Raw genomic sequence first — 23,689 nt, forward strand, 5'->3', positions numbered from 1 at the left:
CAAGGGATGTTAGGGCATCATTTTCCACCGGAAAGGTATCGTTATGACGAAATGGACATTGGCAGGCAGCACTGCCCTTGCCACGCTGGCCTTTGGTGGCATGGCGCAGGCACAGGTGACGCCGGAACAGGTCTGGCAGAACTGGAAAGACCTTAGCGCCACCTACGGCCAGCAGATGAGCGCCACGCGCGAAAGCCGCAACGGCGACACGTTTTCGGTCGAGGGCCTGCGCATCGTGGCCGAGCAGGAGGGTGTTCTGGTCGTGGCCGAGATCGACGATGTCGATTTCACCGATCTGGGCGATGGCACGGTGGAAATCACCATGTCGCCCGCCTATCCGATGACCATCACGGTGGACCCGGAAGAAGGCGAGACGGAACAGACCATCATCGAAGTAGCGATCAGCCAACCCGGCCTGTCGGTGATCGCGGGCGGTTCGGCTGCCGAGACCAGCTATGATTTCAGCGCGCCGACCGTGAACCTGAAGGTCGAGGGCATCGACGGCGTGGATGCGGCGGCGGTCGATCTGACGGTGGATGTGACCTTTACCGGGCTGGCGGGCAGCTATCTGATTTCCGGCACTGGCACGCGCGAGATGACCAGCGCCTTTTCCGCCGACAGCATGGCCATGGCGATTGCCGCCAAAGACCCCGACACCAGCAGCAGCTTTGACATGACCGCCACGGTGGCCGCGCTGGAAGGCACCTCTGACAGCACGCTGGTCGAGGGTGCGATGGACATGGCCGAACTGACCGATGCGCTGCGCGCGGGATTTGCGGCCAGCGGCGGGTTCACCTATGGCAAGACCGCCTTTGCGATGGATTTCGTCGATCCGACCGACAGTTTCAAGGCGTCGGGTGCCGCCGAGACCGGCAGCTTTACCTTCGGGCTGGACGAGGGCAGCATGGCCTATGGCGCGGGCGGCACCGGCGTGACCATGACGGTCAGCGGCGCGCAGATCCCCTTCCCGGAACTGACGGCCAGCTATGCCGAGGCGGGGTTCGACCTGCTTATGCCGATCTCGAAATCCGATGTGGCCGAGGATTTCCGCTTTGTCACGCGGCTGGTGGGGCTGACGGTGTCGGATGCCTTGTGGGGCATGTTCGACCCCGGCAATGTGCTGCCGCGCGATCCGGCCACGCTGGTGCTGGACACGTCGGGCAGGGCGCGGCTGGATTATGACATCATGGACCCGGCGCAGGCCGAAGCCATGGCCAGCGGCGCGCCGGGCGATCTGGAATCGCTGGACGTGAACGAGTTGAAACTGACGGTGGGCGGGGCGGAACTGACCGGGGCCGGGGCTTTCACCTTTGACAACACCGATCTGGTGACGTTTGACGGCATGCCTGCCCCGACCGGCACGCTGAACCTGAAGCTGGTGGGCGGCAACGGTCTTCTGGACAAGCTGGTTCAGATGGGCCTCATTCCCGACGATCAGGCGATGGGCGCGCGCATGATGATGGGCATGTTCGCCCGTCCGGGGGATGGGGTGGATACGCTGACCTCGACCATCGAGTTCAAGGACAAGGGGCTTTACGCCAACGGCCAGCGGTTGCAGTAACCCCGACCCTGCGATGACAGGCCGCCCGGCATGGCGCCGGGCGGCCTTTTGCATGCCATGCAGCGAAACGCACCGATGACCGCACCCGAAGACACATTCGCCGCCCTGCACCGCGCCATCGGCGGGCGGCTGTTCACCGTGACGGTGCAGGACAATGCGGCGGGTCTGGTGCGGCGGGCCTATTCCTCGCATCCGGTGGATTACCCGGTGTCGGGCACCAAGCCCTTGCAGCATGACCGATGGAGCCGGCAGGTGCTGGGCCGTGGTGAGGTGTTCGTGGCCAACACGCTGGCGGAATTTGCCGATGTGTTCTTTGACCATGCGCAGATTGCGGCGCTGGGCTGCCGTTCGGCGCTGAACCTGCCGGTGTTTGACGGGGCAATGGTGCTGGGCACGGTGAATGTGCTGGATGTTGAGGCGTATTTCACCCCCGCCCGCGTGGCTGCGATCACGGCGGCGGTGGCGTTGCGGCAGGGCGAGGTGGTGGCGGCGATGCGGGCTGTGCCCCTGGCGGGCTGATCTTGCCGCGCCGGGGATTGCCGCAAGCCCCCGCCCGCATTAGGTGGCAGACAGCAAAAAGGAATGTGCCATGTCCGACCGTCTGCATGATCTGACCGCCGCCCTGCTGGAGGCTGCCCGCCGCGCGGGGGCCGAGGCCGCCGATGCGCTGGCGGTCGAGGGCACCTCGCTGTCCATCGACATCAGGGCGGGCAAGCTGGAACAGGCGGAGCGTTCGGAAGGCATCGAGTTGGGCCTGCGCGTGCTGATGGGGCGGCGGCAGGCCTGCGTGTCGGTATCCGACACCTCAGCCGCCACGCTGGCCGCCGTGGCCGAACGCGCCGTCGCCATGGCCCGCGAGGCCCCGGAAGACCCCACGGTAGGGCTGGCCGAGCCTGGGCAACTGGCACGGGATTGGGACATTGACGCGCTGGAGCTTGACGATCCGGCAGCCGATCCGTCCCCCGCCCAGTTGGATGCGGAAGCGCGCGCCGCCGAGGCCGCAGCGCTGGCGCATGGTGGCATCACGCAGGTCGAGGCCAGCGCAGGCTTCAGCCGCCGTGCGATGCATCTGGCGGCCAGCAACGGCTTTGCCGGGGGCTATGCCCGCACATCCCGCTCGGTTTCGGCGGTGGCCTTTACCGGCAGCGGCACTGCGATGGAGCGTGACTGGGCGGGCGAGGGCCGCGCCTGGCAGGTGGACATGCCGGGGGCCGCATCGGTGGGTGATCTGGCGGGCCAGCGCGCGCTGGAACGTGCGGGGGCGAGGAAACCCGTCACCGGCAGCTTTCCGGTGCTGTATGACGAACGGGTGGCGTCAAGCCTGATCGGGCATCTTTTGTCGGCGGTGAACGGGGCGATGATTGCGCGCGGCGGGTCGTGGCTGCGTGACGCGCTGGGCCAGCCGGTGCTGCCTGCGGGCCTGTCGGTGATCGAAGACCCGTTGCGCCGCCGCATTTCCGGCTCGCGCCCGTTTGATGCCGAAGGGCTGGCGACGCGCCGCCGCGCCATCGTGCAGGACGGCGTGCTGACCGGCTGGACGCTGGATCTGGCCACGGCGCGCAAGCTGGGGATGGAAAGCACCGCCTCGGCCTCGCGCGGCACATCGGCCCCGCCATCGCCCGGCACGTCGAACATCGACCTGACACCGGGCCGGTTCAGCCGCGCCGATCTGATCGGCCAGATGGGCACCGGGCTGCTGGTCACATCCATGATCGGGTCATCCATCAACGGCACGACGGGCGATTATTCGCGCGGGGCCTCGGGGTTCTGGGTGGAGAATGGCGAGATTGCGTATCCGGTGAACGAATGCACCATCGCGGGCAATCTGCGCGACATGCTGCTGCGGATCATCCCGGCCAATGATGCGCGCGCCCATCTGGCCACACGGGTGCCCAGCCTGCTTGTGGAGGGCATGACACTTGCCGGTGCCTGATCTGGCTGATCTCGCGCTGCTGGAGGATGCCGCGCGCGAGGCCGGGCGCATCGCGCTGGGCTGGTGGAAGAACGCGCCGCAGGTCTGGGACAAGGACGCAGGCGCAGGCCCGGTGACAGAGGCCGATCTGGCGGTGAACGTGATGCTGGAGGCGCGGCTGCGCGCCGCGCGCCCCGGCTATGGCTGGTTGTCCGAGGAAACCGAAGACGGGGCGGAACGGCTGGACGCCGCCCATTGCTTTGTCATTGACCCGATCGACGGCACCCGCGCCTTCATCGCGGGCGAGGAAACCTGGGCGCATTCACTGGCGGTGGCAGAGGCCGGTGTGGTGACGGCGGCGGTGGTCTATCTGCCCGTTCTGGACCGGATGTATATGGCCACCTCTGGCGGGGCTGCACTGAAAAACGGCCAGCCGATCAGCGCCAGCCGCATTTCGGGCATCGCAGGGGCCACGCTGCTGACCACGGCCCCCAACCTTGCGCCCGAGCTTTGGCCCGGCGGGGTGCCCGAGGTGAGGCGCAGTTTCCGCGCCTCGCTGGCCTATCGTCTGTGTCTGGTGGCCGAGGGGCGGCACGACGGCATGGTCACGCTGCGCGACGCCTGGGAATGGGACATCGCGGCGGGCGCGCTGATCGCGGCGCAGGCGGGCGCGGTGGTGACAGACCGGCAGGGCGCGGCGCTGCGGTTCAACGCCGAACATCCCAAGGCGGATGGCGTGCTGGCGGCCGCCCCCGGCCTGCATGCGGCCCTGCTGGCCCGGCTGCACCCGCAGGGCTGAAGGCGCAGCGGCGCGGGCGGGTTTGTTGCCCAAGAATTTTGGAAAATTCATGTCAAAAATCTTCGAAGATTCTCGGGTGAGGGTCCGGCTGGCGGGGACCCATGCGGCCTCGGTCGGGGCCAGCGGCGTGGATTTTCTTGCCAAGATGAATGCGCGGGGGCCGGGGGGGGGTGGCACGCCCGAAGCGGGGGTCATCCATCTTGCCTTGTCTGCGGTTCCGGGTATGACGGGGCCGGTGCAGGTGATGGGGGTCAGGATGGAACAGCCACCCGAAATTCTGGTGCAATTGATCGACGGGCTGGACCGCGCGGGGCGGATCGCGCTGGGATGGCTGGTCAGCCCGGCGGCCTGGTCGCAATTCGCGCTGCTGGCGGTGTCGCTGCTGCTGGCCGTTTATCTGACCCGGCGCGTCCTGCCGGTGCTGCGCCGCCTGATTGACCCGGGTGAGGCGCGCGAGGGCCTGTTTGCCGGGGTGCGGCTGGGGCTGATGCGGTTTCTGCCGCTGCTGATGCCGGTGATTGCCTATGGCCTGACGGCGCTGGGCGAGGAACTGACCCGCTCGCTGTTCGGGTCGGGTGCGGTGATTGCCTTTGGCAAGCGGGTGTTTCTGTTCATCGCGGCGCGCATTCTGGTGCGCGAGGTGCTGCGCGAGGGGTTCTTGCATCTGCTGGGCCGCTATGTGCTGATCCCGGTGGCGGCGCTTTATGCGCTGGGCATTCTGGATGACATCACGCTGCGGCTGGAAGAAACCGTGGTGCAGCTGGGCAACATCCGGTTTTCGGTGATGGCGCTGATCCGGGGGGTGATTGCCGGGGCGTTGCTGTTCTGGCTGGGAAGCTGGTCGAACCGGCAAAGCGCGGATTACATCAAGGCGCAGCCCACATTGCGGCCCGCCACCCGCGAACTGGCGGTGAAGGCGGCCGAGATCGGCATCTTTGGCGCGTCCTTCCTGCTGTTGATGTCGATCATGGGTATCGACCTGACGGCGGTGGCGGTGCTGGGCGGCGCGCTGGGTGTAGGCATCGGGCTGGGCTTGCAGCAAATCGCCGCGAATTTCGTTAGCGGCATCATCCTGCTGGTGGAAGGCCAGACCACCGTGGGCGATTATGTGGAACTTGACGGCGGCGAGGCGGGCACCATCGTGAAGATGACCGCGCGGGCCTGCGTGCTGGAGACATTCGACGGCAAGTGGATCGTGGTGCCTAACGAGCATTTCATCACCAGCCGCGTGGTGAACTATTCGGACCAAGGCTCGGCCAACCGCTATGAGGCGGTGTTTTCGGTCAGCTATGACACCGACATAAACCGGGTGCCCGCAATCATCGAAGCGGCGGTTTCGGCGCTGCCCTTCATCCTGCAAAAGCCCGACGGGCCGGATTGCGAATTGCGCGGTTTCGGCGACAGCGGGGTGGATTTCGCGGTGGAATACTGGGTGAACGGCATTGACGACGGGCGGCACAAATATGGCTCGCCGGTGCTGTTCGCGATCTGGAACGCGCTGAAGGCTGAAGGGATCGAGATACCCTATCCGCACCGCGTGGTGGAACTGCGCCAGCCGCTTGCGGTGCCCGCGTGACGCATGACCACTTGACCGATGCGCTGGTCATCGGGGCGGGGCCAGCCGGGCTGATGGCCGCCGAGGAACTGGCGCAGGCCGGGCGGCGGGTGGTGATCTGCGAGGCCAAGGCATCAGCCGGGCGCAAGTTTCTGATGGCGGGGAAATCGGGGCTGAACCTGACCAAGGATGAGCCTTTGGCGGATTTTGGCGCGCGCTATGACGCAGCGCAGGGCTGGCTGGCGCCGATGCTGGCCGCCTTTGGGCCGGAAGCGGTTCAGGGCTGGGCGCAGGGGCTTGGGCAGGCGGTGTTTACCGGATCGTCGGGCCGGGTGTTTCCTGTGGCGATGAAGGCCTCGCCCCTGCTACGGGCCTGGCTGGCGCGGCTGGGGGCGGCTGGGGTGGAACTGCGCACCCGCTGGCGCTGGGTGGGGCTGGAGGGCGGCTTTCAGTTTGACACGCCGGGGGGGCGGGTGGTGCTGCGGCCTGCGGTGACGGTGCTGGCCCTGGGCGGTGCAAGTTGGGCGCGGCTGGGGTCTGATGCGGCCTGGGTGCCGTGGCTGGCGGGGGCGGGGGTGGAACTGGCCCCGTTCCGGCCTGCGAACATGGGGTTTTCGGTGGAATGGTCGGCGCATATGGCGCGGCATTTCGGGCAGCCGGTGAAGGGGGCCGCGCTGTGCGCGGCGGGGCGGCGCGAGCGGGGGGAATTTGTGGTTTCCGCAAGGGGGCTGGAGGGCGGCGGGATTTACGCCGTGTCGAAAGACCTGCGCGAGGGGGCGGCGCTGGTGCTGGATCTGCTGCCCGATCTGGCGGTGGCGGCTGTGGCCGTGCGGCTGGGCCGGGGCCGGGCGGGGGAAAGCACGGCGAACCGGCTGCGCAAGGCGGGGCTGGCCCCTGTGGCCGTGGCGCTGGTGCAGGAATGGGGGCGGCCCTTGCCCGAGGGGGCTGCATTGGCCGCGCTTATCAAGGCGCTGCCGGTGCCTTTGGCCGGGCCGCGCCCGCTGGACGAGGCGATTTCGGTGGCGGGGGGCATCAGCCGGGCGGCCTGCACCGGCGGGTTGGAGCTGCACAAGCTGCCCGGCGTGTTCGCCTGCGGCGAGATGCTGGATTGGGAGGCCCCTACCGGCGGCTATCTGCTGACCGGCTGCCTTGCGACGGGCCGCTGGGCCGGGCGGGCGGCGGCGGGGCTGAACCCTGCGGGCTGAGGCGGTTCAGCGCGCCATCGCGCGGGCAAAGGCCGGGCGGGCCTGCATGCGGGCGACATAGGCCAGCAGGCGCGGTTCATTGACCGGAAATTTCGCCAGCCCGCACCAAAGCAGGCAATGGGTGGCGATGATGTCGGCCACCGTCATCATGCCGCCTGCCAGAAAGGGCGCATCACCCAGCCGTTCGGCCAGCCGGGTCTGGCTGTGCGCCAGTTCCCAGCGCAATGTGTCCTTGATCGCGGGCAGGCGCTGCGCCTCGGGCAAGATGAAACTGTGGCGCGCGGCGGTCCAGAGCGCTGCGTCAAGTTCATCCAGCACAAAGTTGGTCACGCTGTCCTGCTGCGCGCGGTCCAGCGTGCCGGGGGCATGGGTAAGGGCGCCGTGCCGGTCGGACAGGTAATGCAGGATCGCCGTGCTGTCGGTGATTGCCGTGCCCTCGACCAGCAGCACCGGCACCTTGCCCGTGGGGTTGTGCGCCAGAACCTCGGGCGAGCGGGGACCGGCGGCGATATGGTCAAAGGGTGCGCCCAATTCCTCCAGCAGCCAGATCACGCGGGCGGCGCGGCTGCGGATGGTGCCGATGACGGTATACATGAGGGCTCCTTTGCCGGGCTTTGTGCGCAGGATAGCGCAAGGCAGTCGCCGACCGCCAGCCTTGGAATGGTCGCGTGATCGCCGAGGGAAACCGCCTTCCAGCGTTTCCGCATCGCGCTTCAGCGTTTCATCATCGCTAGCCGGATCAGCGCGCGTTCCATCACCGCCATCGCGGGCGCGCGCGAGGATGACCGCAGCGTAAGGTCGGTCTCCACCAGCAGGGCCAGCGCCTGTTCCAGCCGCAGCATGCCCCAGCCCTGCGCCTGCCGCTGCATCCGGTCGCGGCGCGGGCCGAAGATGCGGGCGCGGGCGATGCCTGCGGATATGCCGCCGGGGTCTGACGCTGCCACATGCAGCGAACGAAAGTGGCGCATGGCCCCGATGCACAGGGTCACGGGGTTCACGCCCTGCCCCTCCAGCCGCCGCAGCAGGGGGGCGATCTGCGGGGTTGCGCCTTCGGCGGCGGCATGCAGCACATCTTCCACCTCGGCCTCGATCGAGGCGGGGGAGAGGGCGGCAACATCTGCGGGTGTCAGCGGGGTGGCGTCGCCCCATTTGTAGAGCGCGATCTTGTCTAGCGTCTGGCGGAAATCGCCGGGGTCAAGGTCGCGCGCCAGTGCCGTCAGATCGGCCATCGCGGCGGGGGCGATCTGGGTAAGGCCCGCCCTGGCCAGCGCCTGTTCGATGTCCTCGCGCGTAGGAGGGTCGTCGTAAAGGCCTGCGCAAAAGGCGTTGGGGTGTTTTTCGAACAGTGTTTTCAGCGCGGATTTGCCGGTCAGGTTGCCCGCCGTCACCACAAGCTGCGCATCGCCTAACCGCCAGTCCAGCAGCGCCGCCGTGACCGCCGGGGTGATGCCTTCGGTCGCATCCTCCAGAAACACCACGCGGGGGCCGGGAAAGAAGCCGCGGGCGCGCAGCGCATCGGGCAGGGCGGCGGGGTCTTTGCGCAGGTCTGACCCTTGCAGGCGGGTCACGCGCATCTCCGTCTCGCCATCCGGGCCGATCAGTGCCGCTATCACCTCTTGCCGCTTCAGCGCCACGCGCATCGTATCGGCCCCGAAGATCAGAAGACCGGCACGCGCGGGATCGGGTTTGGCGAAATAGCGGCTGGCCTCGACCCCTTTCAGGATCATGGCGTGGCCCAGGCCGAGGATGAGGCGATCAGGTTGGTCACGATCTGGTCGGCCAGAATGCGCATCAGGCGGAAGGCGGCGTCCTCCTCGGCGGCAAGCCCGGCCACGGTGGAACCGGTGGCGGAATAGGAGGTGAAGTTCTGCACCTTTCCCCCGGTCACGCGCCGCCCGCTGCCGATCTCGGTCAGGCCCCAATCCACCGATCCGGTCAGGTTGTAGCGGGTGATGGCGTTTTCGGTCGTGATGCCCACGCCGATGGGGGCGGTGGTGATGGTATACCCCAGCGCATAGCGCGGGCCATCGGGGCGGCCTATGCGTTCTTCCAGCCGTTCGACCAGATCGAAGGCGTTCTTGTCGGTGGGGTTATCCACCCTGACCGCGCCCTGCAATTCCGCCGCCGGCCCGCCCGGCGCATAGGCAGGGGTGAATCCACAGCCCGCCAAGGCGGCCAGCATCAGGAAGCTGCGGCGGTTACACGACGACATTGACGATGCGGCCCGGCACGACGATCAGCTTTTTGACCGGCTGACCGGCAAGGAATTTCACCACATCCTCGTTGGCCAGCGCGATCTTTTCAACCTCGGAATTGGGCATGTCTTTTGGCACGCTGATTTCCGCCCGGCGCTTGCCGTTGATCTGGATCGGCAGGGTGATGTTGCCATCCTCCAGCAGGGCCGGGTCGGGTTTGGGCCAGGGGGCCTGCGCCACAAGGCCGGTGCCACCCAGCATGGCCCAGATTTCCTCGGCCAGATGCGGGACCATGGGTTGCAGCAGCTGCGCCATGGTCTGCATGGCAGCGCGTTTGGCCTGCGCGCCTGCGGCGGATTTCGACAGGCTGTTGGTGAAGGTGTAAAGTGCGGCCACGGATTTGTTGAAGGCAAAACCCTCGATCCCCGCCGTGACATCGGCAATGGCGCGGGCGGTGGTGCGGGCCAGTTCGGCGTCGTCGGCATGGGCGGGCGTGTCGCTGCGGCTGACCTCATCGGCAATGCGCCAGACGCGGGCCAGGAATTTCGACGCGGCCTCGGCACCCGATGCCGTCCATTCCACATCCCGCTCGGGGGGGCTGTCGGACATCACGAACCAGCGCGCGGTATCGGCACCAAACGCGGCGATGATGCTCATCGGGTCGACGACGTTCTTCTTGGATTTCGACATCTTGGCCGAGGGGATGATTTCCACCGCCGTGCCATCCGCCAGCCGTCCATCCGTCACATCCTCGGGCAGGTGATAGACGGGCCGCCCCGCCGCATCGCGGGTCTGGTAAATCTCATGCGTCACCATGCCTTGGGTGAACAGCGCGTTGAAGGGTTCGATCGCGCTGGCGGGCAGGTGGCCGGTGGCATGCATCGCGCGGGCGAAAAAGCGGGAATAAAGCAGGTGCAGGATCGCATGCTCCACCCCGCCGATGTATTGATCGACGTTCATCCAGTAGGCGGCGTCTTCGGCATCGGTGGGCGTCAATGCGTGGGGCGCGGTGAAGCGGGCGTAATACCAGCTTGAATCGACGAACGTATCCATCGTGTCGGTCTCGCGCCGCGCCGCCGCACCGCATTGCGGGCAGGTGGTGTTGCGCCAAGTGGGGTGCCGGTCCAGCGGGTTGCCGGGCACGTCGAAGGTCACGTCATCGGGCAGGCGGATCGGCAGGTTTGCCTTTTTCTCGGCCACCACGCCGCAACCCTCGCAATGCACCACCGGAATCGGGCAGCCCCAATAGCGTTGCCGCGACACGCCCCAGTCGCGCAGGCGGTATTTGACCTGCCCCTTGCCCAGCCCCCGCGCCTCCATCCAGTCGATGGACGCCTCGATGGCGTCATAGGCGGTGGACAGGGTCAGGCCGGTGAAATGGCTGTCATAGGCCACCGTCACATCCTTTGCGGGCACCAGCGCCTCGCGGTCGATCTGGTTCACCTCGCCGGGCATGTGGAAGGCGTTGACCACGGGCAGGCCGTATTTCCTGGCGAAATCAAGGTCGCGCTGGTCATGGCCGGGGCAGCAGTAGATGGCGCCGGTGCCGTATTCCATCAGCACGAAGTTGCCGATCCAGATCGCCAGCGTCTGCTCGGGATAGATCGGGTGGCGCACGGTCAACCCGGTGTCCAGCCCCAGCTTTTCCGCCGTCTCGATGGCGGCCTCGCTGGTGCCGCCCTTGCGGCAGTCCTCGCAGAAGGTGGCGACCGCGGGGTCTGATGCGGCCAGCGCCTGTGCGATGGGATGCTCTGGCGCGATGGCCATGAAGGTGGCGGCGCGCAACGTGTCGGGGCGCGTGGAATAGCAGGTCAGCGCCGACTGCCCCGCAAACGGAGCGGTCAGCGGAAAGTCCACCTCGATCCCGCGGCTTTTGCCGATCCAGTTGGCCTGCATCAGCCGGACCTTTTCGGGCCAGTTGTGCAAGCCATCGAGCGCCGTCAGCAACTCGTCGGAATAGTCCGAGATCTTGAAGAACCACTGTGTCAGCTCGCGCCGTTCCACCGCCGCGTTCGACCGCCAGCCCCGCCCGTCGATCACCTGTTCATTGGCCAGCACGGTCATGTCGACCGGATCCCAGTTCACGACGGCGTTCTTGCGGTAGACCAAACCCTTTTCCATCATGTCGATGAACATGGCTTGCTGCTGGCCGTAATACTCGGGGTCGCAGGTGGCAAACTCGCGGGACCAGTCAATCGACAGGCCCAGCGGCTTCATCTGCCCGCGCATGTCGGCGATGTTGGAATAGGTCCAGTCCTTCGGATGCCCGCCCCGTTCCATCGCAGCATTCTCGGCCGGCATGCCGAACGCGTCCCAGCCCATCGGGTGCAGCACCGAATGGCCCTGCGCGGCCTTGGTGCGCGCCACCACATCGCCCATTGTATAGTTGCGCACATGGCCCATGTGGATGCGCCCTGACGGATAGGGGAACATCTCCAGCACATAATATTTCGGCCTGGCCGGGTCACGTCGCGCGGTGAACACACCCGCCGCGTCCCAGGCGGCTTGCCATTTGGCTTCGGTAACGGCGGGGTCATAGCGCGTCATGGGATATTCCTGAAAACGGGGTCCGGCGCGCAATTAACCCGACCGAACCGGCAAGGTCCAGTGCAACGGAATTCTTCCCGCATTTTCTGTCTCTAAATATCCCGGGGGATGATGAGCGATCAGAAATCGTCCGGTGGACGATTTCCGCTAAGAACGCCCGGCCCGTGGCCGGGCTGGGGGGCTGGCCCTCCGGCTGTTGCAGCGGATGTCAGAGCCGCGAGTCCTGCACCCGCAACTGCCGCGCGCGGGTCAGGATGGCATCTTCCACCGCCCGCGCCGTATCGGCCGACACCGCCCCGCCGCCGCGCGATTGCAGCGCCACTTTCAGCGAGCGCGCATCCAGCGCCGGATCCTGCACATAGACCGTGGCGCGGTAGGCGCGGCCACCGCCGGGGGGCACACCATAGCCTGTCACGATCACGCCGGTGAACGGATCCACCGATTCGACGGGCAGGAAGTTCAGCACATCCAGCGCGGCGTTCCAGATATACTTGTTCACCTCGACCGTCGTGTTGGGGTCGTCGCGGTTGCCGAACAGATCCCAGATCGTCGATGTCGGTTCGTCATCATCGTTGCGCGCCAGCAGTTCACGCTGGCGGTCGGCGGCCGCGCGGCTGTCAAGCTGCGCTTCCGACGGGATACCGGCATTGTTGCGGCGGAACAGACCCGAGTCGCCGCTGGCAATGCCACCGCCGCAGGCCGAGAGCGAAATCACCAGGCCACCGGCAAGGGCAGCGCGCGCGAGGCGGTTCAAGGTCATGCAGTCCCCCGTTACACGTCTTTGCTGTCTAGCCGAGCGGTCGGGGCCGGACAAGGCTTTTCCCCGGCAGGCGCGCGGGGCAGAGGTGCGGCAGGACTGTGGCAAAGCTGCACCATCGCCGCCCCTATTCCCCGCGGCCCCGGACGAGCCGATTGCAAATGCGGCGTCAAGGATGGAAACAAAGGCATACCCAATTCGGATTCCCCTGAGTTGGGCAGCACCTTCTAGAAATCAACGAGGGAAAAACTATGAAAAAGATTCTTCTTGCGACTTCGGCTCTGGTGGCCTTCGCTGGTGCCGCCGCCGCCGAAGTTACCGTTTCGGGCAGCGCCCGTATGGGTCTGGTTTATGACGGCAACGACACCGAGTTCTCCTCGCGTATCCGCGTTGTCTTCAAAATGGCTGGCGAAACCGATGGCGGTCTGGCTTTCGGCGCTTCGGTTCGCGCTGACCAGGCTGGCGTTGCCAACTCGGGCGGCACCGCCATGTCGGCTGGCACCGTGTTCATCTCGGGCGCGTTCGGCAAACTGACCTTCGGCGACAACGACTCGGCTGCCAACGTTCTGGTTGGCCACGTTTCGGGCGTTGGCTTCACCGGTCTGGGCGACTACAACGAGCTCGGCTACCTGGGCAACACCGACACTTCGGCTCTGTACGAATACTCGACCGGCGCTCTGTCGTTCGCTCTGTCGGCTGGCCAGACCACCGCTACCGTCGTTACCCCCACGGGCGTGATCGATGAACAAGCTGTCGCTGTGGCTGCGAAATACTCGACCGACACCTTCTCGGTGGCTCTGGGTTACGAACAGTTCGGCGATGACGAGCAGGTGACTCTGGGTGGTTCGGCAACCTTCTCGGGCGCCACTGTGAAAGCCGTTGTGGCTGACCGCGACTCTTGGGCTGACACCCACTACGCCCTGTCGGTGGACTATGCGATCGACGCGACCACCATCACCGCGTTCTACACCGACCAAGGCCCGATCGACACCTACGGCATCGGCGCTGCTTACGACCTGGGCGGCGGCGCTTCGGTTCTGGGCGGTATCGTTGACGACGGCTTCGACACCATCGCCGAAGTTGGTCTGACCTTCTCGTTCTGATTTTCGGATCAGACAGATCGGAAAGAGCGGGCCTTGGCCCGCTCTTTTCTTTTGGCCCTTCCGCTTTGCGCGCGTCTGTGGCCATTTGCGCCAACTGATCAAGGGAGGTGCCGATGCCGCTGGATGACATCGTGAAACGGGTGGCCGCTGCCGCCCTTGCCGCCGGGCGCGCGCCGGATGCCGTGCAACTGATCGCCGTATCCAAGGTGCAACCGCTGGAGCGTGTGGTGGATGTGCTGCGCGCCGGGCACCGCATCTATGGCGAGAATTATGTGCAGGAGGCGGCTGGCAAATGGCCCGACCTGCGCGCCGAATTCGGCCCGCTGGCCGTGCATATGATCGGCCCGTTGCAGACCAACAAGGCAAAGCTGGCGCTGGATCTGTTCGATGCCATCCACACGGTTGACCGCCCGTCGCTGGCCGAAAAGCTGGCCCGGCTGGCGCAGGACCGTGGCCATTGCCCGCCGCTGTTCGTGCAGGTCAACACCGGGGCCGAACCGCAGAAGGCGGGGGTCTTGCCCGACGCCGCCGATGCCTTCATCGCCGCCGCCCGCGCGATGGATCTGCCGCTGGCCGGGCTGATGTGCATCCCGCCCGAGGGCGAGGATTCCGCCCCGCATTTCGCCGCCCTTGCGGCCAAGGCCGCGCGCAACGGCCTGACCGGCCTGTCGATGGGCATGAGCGGCGATTTCGAATCCGCCATCGCGCATGGCGCCACCCATGTGCGGGTGGGCAGCGCCATTTTCGGCGCGCGGGCTTATCCCGCCTGAACGGTGCCCTCGACAAAGGCAAACCCGTTCGCCCCCAGCCGCAGCACGCCATCCTTTAGCAGCGCCGCCTGATGCGGGCCGGTCAATGCGCCTGTCATGGCCAGTTCCTGCGGCAGCGCCGACAGGTTGAACACACAGGTCAGTGCCGCGCCGCGCCGGAAGGCCAGCAGCGGTTCGGCCACATCGGCAAAGCTGGTGCGCCCCTCGCGCAGCGCCGGGGTGGCGCGGCGGAAGGCCAGCAGCGCGCGATAGGTTTCCAGCACCGATCCCGCCACGCCATCCTGCGCCGCCACATGCCGCGCCAGTTGCGGGGCCTTCACCGGCAGCCATGGCGTGCCGGTGGTGAACCCGCCGTGGTCGGTCGCATCCCAGACCATCGGCGTGCGGCACCCGTCGCGGCCCTTGTAATCAGGCCAGAATTTGAAGCCCGGCGGGTCGGTGAGTTCGTGATACGCGATATCCGTTTCGGTCTGGCCCAGTTCCTCGCCCTGATAAAGGCAGATCGAGCCTTCGAAGCTCAGCAGCAGCGCCGCCGCCAGCCGCGCCACATCATCTTGCGCGCCATGGTCGGCCCAGCGGGTGACATGGCGGATCACATCATGGTTGGAAAAGGCCCAGCAGGGCCAGCCATCGGGCGCCCCAGTGAAAAACCCCTCGATCCGGCTGCGGAAATGGTCGGGGGTGAATTGCGGACCCAGCATTTCAAAGCTGTAGGCCATGTGCAGGCGCTTTGGCCCACTGGTGTATTCGGCCATCACCTGCACGGCGCGGCGGCCTTCGCCCACCTCGCCCACCATGGCGCGGCCATCATATTCATCCAGCAGGGCGCGGATTCGTTCCAGAAAGGCGATGTTTTCGGGCTGGGTCTTGGAATAGAGATGGTCCTGCATGTCATACGGGTTGACGGCGGGCCGGGTTTCCTCGCGCTGTTCAGGCGGGTTTGACCGCAGTTTCCGGTCGTGGAAATAGTAGTTCACCGTATCCAGCCGGAACCCATCCACCCCCCGGTCCAGCCAGAAACGCATCGTGTCCAGCAGCCAATCCTGCACATCGGCGTTGTGAAAGTTGAAATCGGGCTGCGAGGGCAGGAAATTGTGCAGGTAATACTGCCGCCTGCGCGAATCCCATTCCCAGGCCGATCCGCCGAATACCGATACCCAGTTGTTTGGCGGGGTGCCGTCGGGGTTGGGGTCGGCCCAGACATACCAGTCGGCCTTGGAATTGGTCCGGTCGGCCCGGCTTTCCTTGAAAAACGGGTGTTCGGCCGACGAATGGCTGAGCACCTGGTCGATGATCACCTTCAGCCCCAGGTCATGCGCCCGGGCCACCATCGCGTCAAAATCGGCCAGCGTTCCAAACAGCGGGTCGATGTCGGTGTAATGCGACACGTCATAGCCCATGTCGGCCATGGGCGAGGTAAAGATGGGCGACAGCCAGACCGCATCTACCCCCAGCGCCGCGATATACGGCAGGCGCGCGGTGATGCCCGGAATATCGCCGATACCGTCGCCGTCCGTATCCTGAAACGACCGGGGATAGACCTGATAGGTTACTGATCCGCGCCACCATTCCGTCATCTGCCGCCCCTGCCTTGCCTGTGCCGCAGGCCAGCATAAAGACGGGGCCACACGATGCAACCAAAGCCTTTTGGAAAGCGGTCAGCCTGTCACGCCGTAGCGCGCCAGAAACATCTCCACAGCGCCGGTGGCGATGCGCTGCCGGTCGGCCTCGGTCACGGGGCCACCCACGCCAAAGATCACGCGGGCAAAGAGGTCGGCCTTGCACAATTCGGCAAACTGGTCGGCGGCCAGTTGCAGATCGTCGATCACAAGTTCGCCCCGCGCAACCGCATCGCGCAGGTAATCCACCACATGCGCGCGGGCCAGCGCCGGGCCGCTTTCATAGAATTCGCGGCCAAGGTCAGGAAAACGGTCACTTTCCGCCACGCAGATGCGAAACACCCGCATCCCGAAATCCGACAGCACAAAGGCGATCATCCGGGTGGCCGCGATCATCAGCACCTCGCGCGGGCGCAGGGAACAGGTGATCAGCTCGGCCGCCTCGGACGCCTGGCGGAAGCACTCGCATTTCGCCACTTCCATGAACAGCAGGCGCTTGTCGGGGAAATAGCTGTAAAGCGTGGCCTTGGAAACGCCCGCCTCGCGCGCGATGTCATCGACGCTGGCACCTTCGAACCCGTCGCGCATGAAGACATGGCGGGCACCGTCAAGCACTTGGTCGTATTTGCGACCTTTGCGGATCGGTTGTGCGGCTGCGCCCATGTTCATCCCCTTTTCAGGAGTATAGACCTGCCGTCCAACAATCGGCAACCCTGACGGGCCGGGATGGTCCTGGGGGCACCCCGGCCCGGACCGGTCACTCGCTGATCGCGCAGGTGGGGGCGGCTGTCGCCGCTGCGCCACAGCCGCGGGTCACGGTGGGCGTTTCGTCCTGCGGCCAGGTCAGATGCGGCAGATCGGTTGCAACGCTGCCCGCGGCGGCAGGGCCACCCAGCAAAAGCAGCGCGGTAAGAGCAGAGGCGAGCAAGGTCATGATCGGTTCCTTTTTCGAGAGTGAGTCGAATATGAACCGTTCGGTTCAGTTTGTCGAGAGATAAATGAACTAGTCAGTTCAGTTCATTTGCGGCTTGCCGGCTTGCCTTGCTGCCATGACCGGCATAACTTAGAATAATTCTAATGCAGGGGTTGCAATGTCTGTCTTCACCAACCGCCGCAGGTTCGAAAGTCTTGGCGAACAGGAAATCCTCGCCCTAGCCATTTCCGCCGAAGAGGATGACGCCCGCATTTACCGCAGCTATGCCGCGCATCTGCGGGCGGCCTACCCGGCATCGGCGGCGCTGTTTGACGGCATGGCCGCCGAGGAAGACAGCCACCGCCGCCGCCTGATCGACCGGCATGCGGCGCGGTTTGGCGCTGTGATCCCGCTGATCCGGCGCGAGCATGTGGCGGGCTATCCGGCGCGCGCACCGTTGTGGCTGGTGGAAAACCTGCCGCTGGACCGGATCAGGGGTGAGGTGGCGCAGATGGAGGCGCAGGCCCGCGCATTCTATGAACGCGCCGCGGGGCGGGTGCAGGATGCCGCCACGCGCAGCCTGCTGGGTGATCTGGCCGCCGCCGAAGCCGGGCATGAACGCCGCGCGGTTGAATTGTCGGCCACGCATCTGGACCCGGGGACCAAGGCGGAAGAAGACCGGTCCGCCCACCGCCAGTTCATTCTGACCTGGGTGCAGCCGGGGCTGGCGGGGTTGATGGATGGGTCGGTTTCGACCCTTGCGCCGATTTTCGCCACGGCCTTTGCGACGCAAGACCCGTGGACAACCTTTCTGGTCGGGCTGGCCGCCTCGGTCGGGGCGGGCATTTCCATGGGGTTCACCGAGGCGGCGCATGATGACGGTGTGCTGTCGGGGCGCGGCAGCCCGTGGAAGCGGGGGCTGGCCTCGGGTGTCATGACCACGCTGGGGGGACTTGGCCATGCGCTGCCCTATCTGATCCCCGATTTCTGGACCGCGACCAGCCTTGCCGTGGTGGTGGTGTTTGTTGAATTGTGGGCGATTGCCTGGATTCAGAACCGCTATATGGAGACGCCGTTTCTGCGCGCGGCTTTGCAGGTGGTGCTGGGCGGGGCGCTGGTGCTGGCGGCAGGGGTCTTGATCGGCTTTGGCTAAGGCAGGTTCATGACCCGTTCGTGAAAGGCCCGGTTGGCGCTGCGGCACTCCTCCAGATACCCCGGCAGGGCATGGGCGCGGGCAAGTTCGCCTTGCCAGTCGGCCGGATCGGCGGTCGCGGGCATGCGGGCAAAGCCGCCGAACTTTGCCGAAAACGGCAGCGCCAGCACACGGCGGCCCATCAGCATCGCCCAATAGGTGCCGTGGTAGGAATTGGTCACGACAATGGCCCCGCTGGCGATGAAGGCCAGCTTTTCCATGAACGTGCCGCGCAGATTTGACAGAACCGGAATGCCGGGCGGCCAGGCGATGCCATCCGATTTTCCGCCATGGGCATAGATCACCACCTCATGCTGCGGGGCGGGCAGCCGGTCGAACCGCGGGCAAAGACAGGACGCGCAGGGCACATAGACCGTGCGCGGCACATCGACATCACGGCAGCCCATCAACGACAGCCGGCCGGCGAATACCTCATGGCGGTAACTGCCGGGGTTGTTGGCGCGCATGCCGACGGCCCAGGTCACGCGGTGGCGGGCTGCGGATGTGTGGTGCAGCACTGCGGCCAGCGCCTGCGCATAGACCTGCCCGCCGCCCAGTATCGCCACATCGCAGGGCGGCGCGTCGGCGCCAAAGTTCTGCACCACGGTATCGGTGCCAAAATCCAGCCAGCGTGACGGCGTGGTCACGCGGTCGCCGATATTGGTGGTGGCGGACAGATGCTGAAACACATAGCGGGTCATCGCGCCAGACTGCCCGGGTGGCCTTGCATCTGCAAGCGCGGCGTGAAAGCCTTGGCCCGACGTGTCACGGAAAGACCCGATGCTGCCGATCCTGATGAAAACGCTGCCGTTCTTTGCGCTGATCGGGCTGGGCTTCTGGGCCGGGCGCGTGCGGTTCTTTTCACCCGAGGCAACGGCCTATCTGACGAAATTCGTGTTCTATTTCGCGCTGTCGGCCATGCTGTTCCGCTTTGCCGCCAACCTGTCGCTGGCCGAGATATACTCCACCCGTTTCGCACTGGCCTATCTGACCGGCTGCACGGTGGTCTATCTGCTGGCCTTTGGCGTGGCGATGCTGCGGCGCATCAGCATTGCCGAAGGCGCGGTCGAGGCGCAGTGCGCCGTCATCGGCAACACCGGCTTTCTGGGCGTGCCGATGCTGGTGGTGCTGCTGGGCGCGCAGGCGGCCGGGCCGGTGCTGATGGTGCTTTCCATCGACCTGATCGTGTTTTCCAGTGTGATCACCCTGATCATCACCGCGACGCGCGAGGGGCGGATGCGGCTGGGCATCGTCAAGGTGCTGGGGATGGGGCTGCTGAAAAACCCGATGATCGTGTCGATGGTGTTGGGGCTGGCATGGTCGGGCACCGGCATGGCCGTGCCCGCGCCGGTGAATGATTTTCTGGGCCTGCTGGGGGCTGCCGCCACGCCGGGGGCGCTGTTTGCCATCGGCGCATCGCTGGCCACCAAATCGGCGGAACGGGTGCAGGTGGCGGCCTGGCTGAGTTTCTGCAAGCTGATCCTGCACCCGCTGGCCGTGGCGTTTTGTGCGCTGGTGCTGTTCAAGGTGGAACGCGAGGCGGCGGGCGTGATGATCGCGGCGGCCTCGCTGCCGGTGGCCGGGAATGTCTATATCCTGGCCCAGCATTACGGGGTGGCCCCGCAAAGGGTGTCGGCCTCGATACTGATTTCAACGGCGGTCAGCATTCTGACCGTATCGGCGGTGATCGCTTGGGTCACGGCCTGAGAAGGAGAGCATGATGAAAACACTGTCGGAAAACCGCGCTTTCGGGGGGGTGCAGGGCGTCTATTCCCACGCATCGACGGCCTGCGGCTGCGACATGACCTTTGGCCTGTTCCTGCCCGAAGAGGCGGAGCGCGAACCCGTGCCGGTGGTCTGGTATCTGTCGGGCCTGACCTGCACGCATGAAAACGCGATGGTCAAGGCGGGCGCACAGAAATGGGCGGCGACCGAGGGCGTGGCTTTGGTGTTCCCCGATACTTCGCCGCGCGGCGAGGGCGTGGCGAATGACGCCGCCTATGATCTGGGGCAGGGGGCGGGGTTTTATGTGAACGCCACCGAAAAGCCCTGGGCCCCGCATTTCCGCATGTGGGATTACGTGACCGAGGAACTGCCCCGCCTGCTGTTCAGCGCCTTCCCCGTGGATGAGGCGCGGCAGGCGATCACCGGGCATTCGATGGGCGGCCATGGCGCGCTGACCATCGCGATGAGCTTTCCGGGCCGGTTCCGGTCGGTTTCCGCCTTTGCACCCATCGCCAACCCCACGGCAAGCGACTGGGGCCGCAAGCAATTCGCCGCCTATCTGGGCAAGGACGAGGCGAAATGGGCTGCCCATGACGCGACCCTGCTGATGAAAAAGCGCGGCTTTGATGGCCCGATCCTGATTGATCAGGGGGCATCGGACCAGTTTCTAGACCTTTTGAAGCCCGAAGCTTTGGCCGAGGCCATGATGGCACGGCGGCAGAACGGCGCCTTCCGCATGCAGAAGGGGTATGACCACAGCTATTTCTTCGTCAGCACCTTCATGGAGGATCACATCGGCTTTCACGCCTCGGCGCTTTATGCCTGAGCCGGGCGAACGGGGCGCGATCTATATCGACGCCGATGCCTGCCCGGTCAAGGCCGAGGCAGAGCGTGTGGCCGTGCGGCACGGGATGCGGATGTTCGTGGTGTCGAACGGCGGCATCCGGCCCTCGGCGCATCCGCTGGTGGAAAGCGTGTTCGTGCCCGACGGGCCGGATGTGGCCGACATGTGGATCGCCGACCGGGCGGGTGCGGGCGATGTGGTGGTGACAGGGGATATTCCGCTGGCCGCCAAATGCGTGGCGGCAGGCGCGCTGGTGGTGAAACACAACGGCGAGATGCTGACCGGCGCGAATATCGGCAATGCGCTTGCCACGCGCGACCTGATGCAGGATCTGCGGTCGGCAGACCCGTTTCGCCAAGGCGGCGGGCGGCCGTTTTCCAAGGCCGACCGTTCGCGTTTTCTGGAAACGCTTGACCGCGCGGTAAGGGCGGCAAAGGCGCGCTGATGTCGCGGGCGGAACAGATTTCCGCGCCCGGGCGCGGTGATCTGGCGGCATGATACCCGGCCCGCAACGCACCGTTCTGATCGGCATCCTCTGCGCTGTGGCGGGATCGGCGGTGTTTTCGATCAACGATCTGGCGATCAAGGCGCTGTCTTCGGATTATGCGCTGCATCAGGTGATCCTGACGCGCAGCCTGATCAGCCTGTGCTGCCTTGCGCTGATCATCTGGCTGACCGGCACCGGCTTTGCCCAGTTGCGCACCCGGCGGCGCGGCCCGCACCTGCTGCGCGTGGGCTTTGTGCTGGTGTCAAATGTCACGTATTTTCTGGGGCTTGCGGCGTTGCCACTGGCCGATGCCGTGGCCATCGCCTTTGTCAGCCCGCTGCTGGTGACGGGGCTGTCGGTGATCTTTTTGGGCGAAAAGGTCGGCCCGCGCCGCTGGGCCGCCGTGGCCGTGGGCCTGCTGGGCGTCATCATCATGCTGCGGCCCGGGGCGGGGGCCATTCAGCCTGCGGCCATTCTGGTGCTGATCTCGGCGCTGACCTATGCCGCCGCCAACATGATGACGCGGCACATGCGGGTGACGGAAAGCGCATTCGCCATGAATTTTTATGTGCAGCTTGGCTTTATCGTGGTCAGCACCGCCATGGGCCTGACGGTGGGCAATGGCAGCTTGGCCGGGGCCGCCGACCCGTCACTGGCCTTTCTGTTCCGCGCATGGATCTGGCCACCCGTGGCCGACTGGCCCGCGTTTCTGGCCACCGGCATGTCGGTGGCCGTGGGCGGTCTGCTGATCTCGCAGGCCTATCGCACGGTCGAGGCGGCGGTAGTGGCCCCGTTCGAATACACCGCCATGCCACTGGCGATTTTCTGGGGCGTGGTGGTCTTTGGCACATGGCCCGACCTGACCGCAGCCTTCGGCATTGCGCTGATCTGCGGGGCGGGGCTTTATACCGCCTGGCGCGAGACGGCAAAGAAGAAGGAGCGGCTGGCATGACCCCATCAGCGGTGGTGTTCGACATCGGCAATGTGCTGATCACCTGGAACCCCGAGCGGTTCTATGATGCGCAACTGGGCGAGGCGCGGCGGCGCGAACTGTTCGCCGCCGTCGATCTGCACGGCATGAATGACCGGATCGACGCCGGCGCGCTGTTCCGCGAAACCATCTATGAACTGGCCGACCAGACGCCGGAGTGGGCGACCGAAATCCGCTGGTGGCATGATCACTGGATCGACATGGCCGCGCCCCGGATCGAGCATTCCATCGCCCTGCTGCGCGCGCTGCGGGCCAAGGGCGTGCCGGTGTTCGCCCTGACGAATTTCGGCATCCACAGCTTTGCCTATGCGAAAACGCAGTATGACTTTCTGGGCGAATTTGACCGGGCCTATGTCTCGGGCCACATGGGCGTGATCAAACCCGACCCAAGGATTTTCGAGATGGTGGAACAGGATTGCGGGATTGCCCCCGAAGCCCTGCTGTTCACCGATGACCGCGCCGACAACATCGCCGCCGCCACGGCGCGCGGCTGGCAGGTGCATCTGTTCGCGGGGCCGCAGGGCTGGGCCACGCGGCTGGTGGCGGCGGGGTTGCTGACAGCAGAGGAGGCCGGGCTATGAGCGTGGAAATCATCGGGCCAGAGGCGGAGGCGCATATTTCCTGGGCGGGGTTGACGGATGCGCTGGAGGCGGGCCACCGCCTGCCCCGCGCCGAGATTGCCGATATTTTCCTTTATCGTGGCAAGGATACGCTTCTGTCGCGCGCCGCCTGGATCGACGGGCTGGGGCAACTGGTGAAAACCGCCACGATCTTTCCCGGCAATACGGCGCATGGGCTGGCCTCGGTCAACGGGGCGGTGAACCTTTATTCCGACCGCGAAGGCACGCTTGAGGCGTTGGTCGATTTCCACCTTGTCACCAAATGGAAAACCGCCGGTGACAGCCTGCTGGCCGCTAAGCGGCTGGCCCGGCCCGACAGCCGCAATATCCTGCTGGTCGGTGCAGGCACCGTGGCGCGCAACATGGTCGCCGCCTATGCCAGCCATTTCGCTGATGCGCGTTTTGTTGTCTGGAACCGTTCCCCGGCCGCGGCGCAGGCCATGGCCGGGCCGCATGTCCGCGCGACCGATGATCTGGAGGCCGCCGTGCGGCAGGCCGACATCATCTGCACCGCCACGATGAGCCATGAGCCGCTGATCCGCGGCGACTGGCTGCGCCCCGGCACGCATCTTGACCTGATCGGAGCCTACCGCCCCGACATGCGCGAGGCTGATGACACCGCCCTGCAACGTGCGCGAATTTTCGTCGATTCGCGCGCCACGACCCTGCACCACATCGGCGAGCTGAAAGACCCGCTTGCGCGCGGGGTCATCGCCGAAACCGATGTGATCGCCGATTTCTATGACATGGCGTCCGGCCGCTTTGCCCGCCAGTCGCCCGATGACATCACGCTGGCCAAGAACGGCGGCGGTGCCCATCTGGACCTGATGACAGCCGCCTATATCGCCGGGGCGTGGCGGGCCCGTTGAGGGCATTTTCTGTCTTGAAATATCC

Annotated in this window: 24 protein-coding genes; 15 read left to right on the forward strand and 9 right to left on the reverse strand. The window is 65.9% G+C overall.

Features of this window, described 5'->3' with window-relative positions:
- Positions 1 to 58: 58 nt before the first annotated feature.
- From GEU84_RS18285 to GEU84_RS18310, 6 genes are all read left to right on the forward strand, one after another.
- On the forward strand, positions 59 to 1,561 hold the full coding sequence (locus tag GEU84_RS18285; protein ID WP_241427763.1) for a DUF2125 domain-containing protein: 1,503 nt from the start codon (positions 59 to 61) through the stop codon (positions 1,559 to 1,561).
- Between the two features lie 75 nt (positions 1,562 to 1,636).
- Positions 1,637 to 2,080: a GAF domain-containing protein gene (locus GEU84_RS18290; RefSeq protein WP_152825197.1), complete on the forward strand. Its 444-nt coding sequence runs from the start codon at positions 1,637 to 1,639 to the stop codon at positions 2,078 to 2,080.
- 70 nt (positions 2,081 to 2,150) lie between these two features.
- The gene (locus GEU84_RS18295; RefSeq protein WP_152825199.1) at positions 2,151 to 3,494 is read left to right on the forward strand and encodes a TldD/PmbA family protein; all 1,344 of its coding nucleotides are present in this window, start codon (positions 2,151 to 2,153) and stop codon (positions 3,492 to 3,494) included.
- A complete protein-coding gene (locus tag GEU84_RS18300; protein ID WP_174539986.1) occupies positions 3,487 to 4,272 on the forward strand; it encodes an inositol monophosphatase family protein in 786 nt (261 codons plus the stop codon). The genes GEU84_RS18295 and GEU84_RS18300 overlap by 8 nt, the downstream gene beginning before the upstream one ends.
- A 256-nt stretch (positions 4,273 to 4,528) precedes the next feature.
- Positions 4,529 to 5,848, forward strand: coding sequence for a mechanosensitive ion channel family protein (locus GEU84_RS18305; protein WP_152825769.1), 1,320 nt, complete (start codon positions 4,529 to 4,531; stop codon positions 5,846 to 5,848).
- Positions 5,845 to 7,032: a TIGR03862 family flavoprotein gene (locus GEU84_RS18310; protein WP_338144833.1), complete on the forward strand. Its 1,188-nt coding sequence runs from the start codon at positions 5,845 to 5,847 to the stop codon at positions 7,030 to 7,032. Before GEU84_RS18305 ends, GEU84_RS18310 begins: the two co-directional genes overlap by 4 nt.
- 6 nt (positions 7,033 to 7,038) lie before the next feature.
- On the opposite strand, the gene GEU84_RS18315 is transcribed toward GEU84_RS18310, so the two are convergent.
- From GEU84_RS18315 to GEU84_RS18335, 5 genes are all read right to left on the reverse strand, one after another.
- Complete coding sequence (locus tag GEU84_RS18315; protein WP_152825203.1) at positions 7,039 to 7,626, reverse strand: glutathione S-transferase family protein; 588 nt, start codon at positions 7,624 to 7,626, stop codon at positions 7,039 to 7,041.
- Positions 7,627 to 7,745: 119 nt separating this feature from the next.
- Positions 7,746 to 8,759 carry a DNA polymerase III subunit delta gene (gene holA, locus GEU84_RS18320; protein ID WP_152825205.1) on the reverse strand — a complete coding sequence of 338 codons (1,014 nt, stop codon included), beginning with the start codon at positions 8,757 to 8,759 and terminating at the stop codon, positions 7,746 to 7,748.
- Positions 8,756 to 9,214: an LPS assembly lipoprotein LptE gene (lptE, locus tag GEU84_RS18325; protein ID WP_241427764.1), complete on the reverse strand. Its 459-nt coding sequence runs from the start codon at positions 9,212 to 9,214 to the stop codon at positions 8,756 to 8,758. Before lptE ends, holA begins: the two co-directional genes overlap by 4 nt.
- 16 nt (positions 9,215 to 9,230) lie before the next feature.
- Positions 9,231 to 11,774, reverse strand: a complete 2,544-nt coding sequence (leuS, locus tag GEU84_RS18330) for a leucine--tRNA ligase (protein ID WP_152825209.1) — start codon at positions 11,772 to 11,774, stop codon at positions 9,231 to 9,233.
- Between the two features lie 208 nt (positions 11,775 to 11,982).
- On the reverse strand, positions 11,983 to 12,534 hold the full coding sequence (locus GEU84_RS18335) for a DUF3576 domain-containing protein (RefSeq protein ID WP_152825211.1): 552 nt from the start codon (positions 12,532 to 12,534) through the stop codon (positions 11,983 to 11,985).
- A gap of 248 nt (positions 12,535 to 12,782) precedes the next feature.
- Here GEU84_RS18335 and GEU84_RS18340 point away from each other — a divergent pair, with 248 nt between their 5' ends.
- Together GEU84_RS18340 and GEU84_RS18345 are read left to right on the forward strand one after the other, a co-directional pair.
- Positions 12,783 to 13,634 carry a porin gene (locus tag GEU84_RS18340; RefSeq protein ID WP_152825213.1) on the forward strand — a complete coding sequence of 284 codons (852 nt, stop codon included), beginning with the start codon at positions 12,783 to 12,785 and terminating at the stop codon, positions 13,632 to 13,634.
- 113 nt (positions 13,635 to 13,747) lie between these two features.
- Positions 13,748 to 14,404 (forward strand): YggS family pyridoxal phosphate-dependent enzyme, encoded by a 657-nt coding sequence (locus tag GEU84_RS18345; protein ID WP_152825215.1) that lies wholly within the window; start codon positions 13,748 to 13,750, stop codon positions 14,402 to 14,404.
- Here GEU84_RS18345 and GEU84_RS18350 read toward each other — a convergent pair.
- The 3 genes from GEU84_RS18350 to GEU84_RS18360 all read right to left on the reverse strand — a co-directional run bounded on the left by GEU84_RS18350 (position 14,392) and on the right by GEU84_RS18360 (position 16,957).
- Complete coding sequence (locus GEU84_RS18350) at positions 14,392 to 15,981, reverse strand: alpha-amylase family glycosyl hydrolase (protein WP_152825217.1); 1,590 nt, start codon at positions 15,979 to 15,981, stop codon at positions 14,392 to 14,394. The two genes, GEU84_RS18345 and GEU84_RS18350, sit on opposite strands and share 13 nt — an antisense overlap.
- Before the next feature lie 81 nt (positions 15,982 to 16,062).
- Entirely contained in the window at positions 16,063 to 16,686 is a 624-nt protein-coding gene (locus GEU84_RS18355; protein ID WP_152825218.1) for a TetR/AcrR family transcriptional regulator, read from the reverse strand.
- Positions 16,687 to 16,780: 94 nt separating this feature from the next.
- Positions 16,781 to 16,957 carry a hypothetical protein gene (locus tag GEU84_RS18360; RefSeq protein ID WP_174539987.1) on the reverse strand — a complete coding sequence of 59 codons (177 nt, stop codon included), beginning with the start codon at positions 16,955 to 16,957 and terminating at the stop codon, positions 16,781 to 16,783.
- Between the two features lie 157 nt (positions 16,958 to 17,114).
- Between GEU84_RS18360 and mbfA the strand changes: the two genes are divergently transcribed.
- Entirely contained in the window at positions 17,115 to 18,089 is a 975-nt protein-coding gene (gene mbfA / locus GEU84_RS18365) for an iron exporter MbfA (protein ID WP_152825220.1), read from the forward strand.
- Here the strand turns inward: mbfA and GEU84_RS18370 are convergent.
- Positions 18,086 to 18,829, reverse strand: a complete 744-nt coding sequence (locus tag GEU84_RS18370) for a glycosyltransferase family protein (protein ID WP_152825222.1) — start codon at positions 18,827 to 18,829, stop codon at positions 18,086 to 18,088. The two genes, mbfA and GEU84_RS18370, sit on opposite strands and share 4 nt — an antisense overlap.
- A 79-nt stretch (positions 18,830 to 18,908) precedes the next feature.
- On the opposite strand from GEU84_RS18370, the gene GEU84_RS18375 reads away from it, so the two are divergent.
- Genes GEU84_RS18375 through GEU84_RS18400 form a run of 6 tightly spaced genes read left to right on the forward strand, consistent with a single transcriptional unit; the run spans position 18,909 to position 23,664 of the window.
- Positions 18,909 to 19,835: an AEC family transporter gene (locus tag GEU84_RS18375; RefSeq protein ID WP_152825224.1), complete on the forward strand. Its 927-nt coding sequence runs from the start codon at positions 18,909 to 18,911 to the stop codon at positions 19,833 to 19,835.
- A 13-nt stretch (positions 19,836 to 19,848) separates the two neighbouring features.
- Entirely contained in the window at positions 19,849 to 20,679 is an 831-nt protein-coding gene (gene fghA / locus GEU84_RS18380; RefSeq protein WP_152825226.1) for an S-formylglutathione hydrolase, read from the forward strand.
- Positions 20,672 to 21,142, forward strand: coding sequence for a YaiI/YqxD family protein (locus tag GEU84_RS18385; RefSeq protein ID WP_152825228.1), 471 nt, complete (start codon positions 20,672 to 20,674; stop codon positions 21,140 to 21,142). Before fghA ends, GEU84_RS18385 begins: the two co-directional genes overlap by 8 nt.
- A gap of 49 nt (positions 21,143 to 21,191) precedes the next feature.
- Complete coding sequence (locus GEU84_RS18390) at positions 21,192 to 22,136, forward strand: DMT family transporter (protein ID WP_152825230.1); 945 nt, start codon at positions 21,192 to 21,194, stop codon at positions 22,134 to 22,136.
- Positions 22,133 to 22,756, forward strand: a complete 624-nt coding sequence (locus GEU84_RS18395; protein ID WP_152825232.1) for an HAD family hydrolase — start codon at positions 22,133 to 22,135, stop codon at positions 22,754 to 22,756. Before GEU84_RS18390 ends, GEU84_RS18395 begins: the two co-directional genes overlap by 4 nt.
- Positions 22,753 to 23,664 (forward strand): ornithine cyclodeaminase family protein, encoded by a 912-nt coding sequence (locus tag GEU84_RS18400; protein WP_152825234.1) that lies wholly within the window; start codon positions 22,753 to 22,755, stop codon positions 23,662 to 23,664. The genes GEU84_RS18395 and GEU84_RS18400 overlap by 4 nt, the downstream gene beginning before the upstream one ends.
- Positions 23,665 to 23,689 lie beyond the last annotated feature (25 nt).

It is taken from the genome of Fertoeibacter niger (assembly GCF_009380135.2).
Lineage (GTDB): Bacteria > Pseudomonadota > Alphaproteobacteria > Rhodobacterales > Rhodobacteraceae > Fertoeibacter > Fertoeibacter niger.